A 4255-nucleotide genomic window follows, 5' to 3' on the forward strand; every position below is an offset into this window, starting at 1 on the left:
GAGCCCGCGGTACTCCTCGTCCGTGAAGTCGACGCGATACTCGGTCCCGTCCGGGTCGCCACCGCCCGCCGGGCCGCCGCGACCAGTTGCGCGTCGTGGTGGGCGCCGCGCCCGTCCAGGGCCAGCAACCGGTCGGTGTCGGTGAGCGCCAGCCCGGCCGACCCCACCAGCGCCCGCAGATGGCGTACGGCCTTCGCCGCGTGCGTGGCGGTCAGCCCGGCGCGCAGCGGCTCGGCCGCGAGTCCGGCGGTGTGCAGCACCTCGTACGTGGCCCGTTGGGTGGCCGTGGCGATGCCCCGCCGGCCACGCAGGCGCGCCACCGCGTACAGGGCCGCGGCCAGCGCGGTGACCAGTGAGACGACGCCGAAGACGGCGGAGAGGTTGCCACCCACGCAGCGATCCTGACGGGTGGCCGCCCGGTGCGCTAGTACGCGCCCTTGCGGGCGAGCACCACCCCGACGGTCCGCCACAGGATGCTGAGGTCGTACGCGAGCGACCAGTTGTCGACGTAGTAGAGGTCCAGCCGGACCGCCTCGTCCCAGGACAGGTCGGAGCGGCCGGACACCTGCCAGAGGCCGGTCATGCCCGGCTTGACCAGCAGCCGCCGCCGGACGTCGCCGAGGAAGTCGCCGTCGTCGGCGGGCAGCGGGCGCGGCCCCACCAGCGACATCTCGCCCTTGAAGACGTTGATCAGCTGCGGCAGCTCGTCCAGCGACGAGGCACGCAGGAAGCGGCCCACCGGGAAGACCCGGGGGTCCTGCTTCATCTTGAACAGCATGCCGTCGGTCTCGTTCTGGTCGACCAGGCCGGCCAGGCGGTCCTCGGCGTCGACGTACATCGTCCGGAACTTCCACACCCGGAACGTCCGCCCCTCGTGCCCCACGCGGGGCTGGCGGAAGAAGACCGGGCCGGCGTCGGAGAACCGGATCGCGATCGCGATGACCAGGAAGAGGGGAACCAACAGCAGCAGGCCCAGCCCGGCGGCGAACCGGTCGAGGAGGTTCTTCGCCAGCAGCGCCGGCCCGGAGAGGGTCGGCTCCTCGACGTGCAGCAGCGGCAGACCCTCGATCGGCCGGATGTGCACACGGGGGCCGGCGATGTCGGTGAGCTGCGGGGCGACGACCAGGTCGACGCCGGAGCCCTCCAGCTGCCAGGCCAACCGGCGCAGCTCGCCCGGTTCGGCGCTGGCCGAGCCGCAGACCGCGATCGTGTCGCCGCCGACCTCCCGGACCAGGGCGAGGACGTCACGGCCGGCGTACACCGGGACCGGGGTCTCCATGCCCCGCACCGCGGCGTAGCCGTCGGTGATGTGGATCGCGACCGGGACCAGGCCCGCGGACGGGCTCCGGGTGACCGAGCGGTAGACCTCCAGGCACTCGGGCAGGGTGCCCACGAGCACCATCCGGTGCCCGGCCTGACCCACGTTGCGCCGGATCACGTGCAGCACGAACCGAGCCAGGATGCGGCCCAGCAGGACCAGCAGGAGGGCGCCGAGCAGCGCGGTGCCGACGGTGTAGCGGGACAGGTCGGTCTTGGTGGCGAAGGCCAGGAACGAGACCGTCGCGGCCACCGCCACACCGGATCGCATGACGCGCTTGTACTCGTCCGGCCCCAGGCCCAGGTAGCGCCGGTCGTAGGCCCGGTTGAACCAGAGGCTGATCACCCAGCCGAGCGGGAGCAGGCCGAACGCCACCGTGAAGAACCAGGTCGGGTCCTCGTCGGCCTTGTAGAACCCGGACCGCGCCTGGTCGAAGGTGTGGATCGCCGTGAAGCTGGCGAACGCCGCCGCCGCGAAGTCCAGCAGCAGCAGAACGGCGGTGTAGGGCCGGTGCCAGCGCGACACCCGGCGCCGGGCGCGGGCCCACGCCGACCGGGGCACGCCGTTGTGGGATGGCGGCGCCGGCGGCTGGATCTCGAAGCTGTCGACGTGCCGCACGAGTTCGCTCCGGCCTGTGTTGGTTACCGGGCGCTGGAGGCTTGCCGTCACCTCACCCATGTCCTCCCGCATGACTCGCGCCGCTCACTCGCCGTGAGGGCCCGGGTCGCCCACCGTCCCAGTCTCCCACGCGGCCACCGGACGGGTGCGCGGACCCGAAGGGCCTTTGCGTACGACCGGCGTCGCCTGGCAACTGGCCGGCTTCAAGCCATTTCGGAAGCCGGGGACCGAGCCACTATACCGATGGATGGCGACCAGGGTAGAGCCGCGACTCGGACGTTCGGCGCGGGGCAGCCGATTCCTCTCCGTAATCGAGAGCGTCGTCACTCACCGTACCAATCGAGACAACCGTCGGTCAGCGAGCGGTTTGCCGCCGGTCTGGCAGGTCGGACAGTACTGCAGGCTGGAGTCGGCGAACGACACCTCGCGGACCGTGTCGCCGCAGACCGGGCAGGGCAACCCGGTCCGGGCGTGCACCTTCAGGCCGGACCGCTTCTCGCCCTTCAGTTCGGCGGCCCGCTGGCCCAGCGACCGGGTCACCGCGTCGCCGAGCACCTGTCGGGTCGCCGCGTGCAGCGTGGCCACCTGGTCGTCGGTCAGCTTGGTGGTCAGCGCGAACGGCGACAGCTTCGCCGCGTGCAGGATCTCGTCCGAGTACGCGTTGCCCACCCCGGACAGCACGGTCTGGTCCGTGAGCACCCCCTTGACCTGGCCCCGGCGGCTGCGCAGCCGCTCGGAGAACGTGGCCAGGTCGGCGGCGAGGGCGTCCGGGCCCAGCCGGGCCACCCCGGGCACGGTCGCCGGATCGGTCACCAGGTAGACCGCGAGGCTCTTCTGGGTGCCGGCCTCGGTCAGGTCGAAGCCGGAGCCGTCGTCGAGGCGTACCCGCAGTGCGATGGGACCCTTGCCGGGTCGCAGCGGCATGGCGGACGGGAACGCCTCCCGGTAGTGCAGCCAGCCCGCCCGGGCCAGGTGGATCACCACGTGCAGGTCGCCGTCGAGCACCACGTCGAGGAACTTTCCCTGCCGCCGCGCGTCCGTCACCGTTCGCCCGGCCGCGGCCGTCGGGGCCGGGTCGTACGTCTTCAGGGCGCTGATCGCGGCGACCTCCAGCCGGTCGACACGCCGCCCCACCGCGCGCTGTCGCAGGTAACCCGCGAGCGCCTCAACCTCCGGTAGTTCGGGCACCCGCCAACGGTAGCCTTCTTTCCCGTGAGAGTGGTGGTGGCGCACAACCGGTACCGCGAGGCTCAGCCCTCCGGTGAGAACACGATCGTCGACGCGGAGATCACCCAGCTCACGGCGGCCGGGGTGGAGGTGCTGCCGTTCATCCGCAGCTCCGACGAGATCCCCTCGATGTCGAAGGCGGCGAAGGCGCTGCTGCCGATCTCGCCGATCTGGGCCCCGAAGGCCCAGCACGACCTGGACCGGCTGCTCACCGAGCGCCGTCCGGACGTGCTCCACCTGCACAACCCGTACCCCCTGCTGTCGCCCTGGGTGGTGCGGACCGCGCACAGGCGTGGCGTGCCGGTGGTGCAGACGGTGCACAACTACCGGCAGGTGTGCTCGTCCGGGCTGTACTTCCGCGACGGCATGATCTGCCAGGACTGCCGCGGTCGGGCGCTGGGTGTCCCGGCGGTGGTGCACCGCTGCTACCGGGGCTCCCGGGCGCAGAGCGCGCTGATGGCCACCACGCTCGCCGTGCACCGACCGACCTGGAAGTCGGTGGACCGGTTCGTCGCACTGACCACCGCCGTCGCCGACCACCTGCGCGACTACGGCATCCCGGACGACCGGATCGTCGTGAAGCCCAACGCGATCCCCGACCCGGGCCGCCCCGCCCCGCTCGGCGAGGGCTTCCTCTTCCTCGGCCGCCTCTCCCCGGAGAAGGGGCTGGACCTGCTGCTGGACGCCTGGCGGCGGCAACCGGACGGCGCGCGCGGGCCGCTGCGCATCGCCGGCGACGGTGAGCTGCGCCCCCTGGTGGAGGCTGCCGCCGCGGAACGCTCGGACGTGACGTTCCTGGGCCCGCTGGACCGTACGGGTGTCCGCGCGGCCCTGGAGGCGAGCGCCGTGGTGCTCGCCACCTCCACCTGGCACGACGTGCTGCCCACGGTGATCATCGAGGCGCTCGCGGCGGGCCGGCCGGTGCTCGGCACGGCCCTCGGCGGCATCCCGTACCTGGTCGGCGCGGACACTCCCCGCGAACCGGCCGGCACCGGCCCGGCCGTCAGCGCCTCGGTGCCCGGCGTGCCGGTCGGCGTCGTGGCCGGTGAGGCGGGCTGGGTCGTGCCGCCGGAGCCGGCGGCGCTGGCCGCC

The 4255-nt window shown here is 72.9% G+C and carries 3 protein-coding genes and 1 pseudogene; 1 reads left to right on the forward strand and 3 read right to left on the reverse strand.

The window, feature by feature from the left end:
* The 3 genes and pseudogenes from AB0I76_RS23545 to AB0I76_RS23555 form a co-directional block, all read right to left on the reverse strand.
* Window positions 1-392 (reverse strand): annotated as a pseudogene (locus AB0I76_RS23545) (hypothetical protein); the annotation flags it as partial.
* A 32-nt stretch (window positions 393-424) separates the two neighbouring features.
* On the reverse strand, window positions 425-1996 hold the full coding sequence (locus tag AB0I76_RS23550) for a sugar transferase (protein WP_357039281.1): 1572 nt from the start codon (window positions 1994-1996) through the stop codon (window positions 425-427).
* A 267-nt stretch (window positions 1997-2263) separates the two neighbouring features.
* A complete protein-coding gene (locus tag AB0I76_RS23555; protein WP_357039275.1) occupies window positions 2264-3124 on the reverse strand; it encodes a DNA-formamidopyrimidine glycosylase family protein in 861 nt (286 codons plus the stop codon).
* A 24-nt stretch (window positions 3125-3148) separates the two neighbouring features.
* Here AB0I76_RS23555 and AB0I76_RS23560 point away from each other — a divergent pair.
* Window positions 3149-4255: glycosyltransferase (locus tag AB0I76_RS23560; RefSeq protein ID WP_357039278.1), on the forward strand; the 1107-nt coding region annotated here is incomplete at its 3' end.

It is taken from the genome of Micromonospora sp. NPDC049799 (genome assembly GCF_040656655.1).
Lineage (GTDB): Bacteria > Actinomycetota > Actinomycetes > Mycobacteriales > Micromonosporaceae > Micromonospora.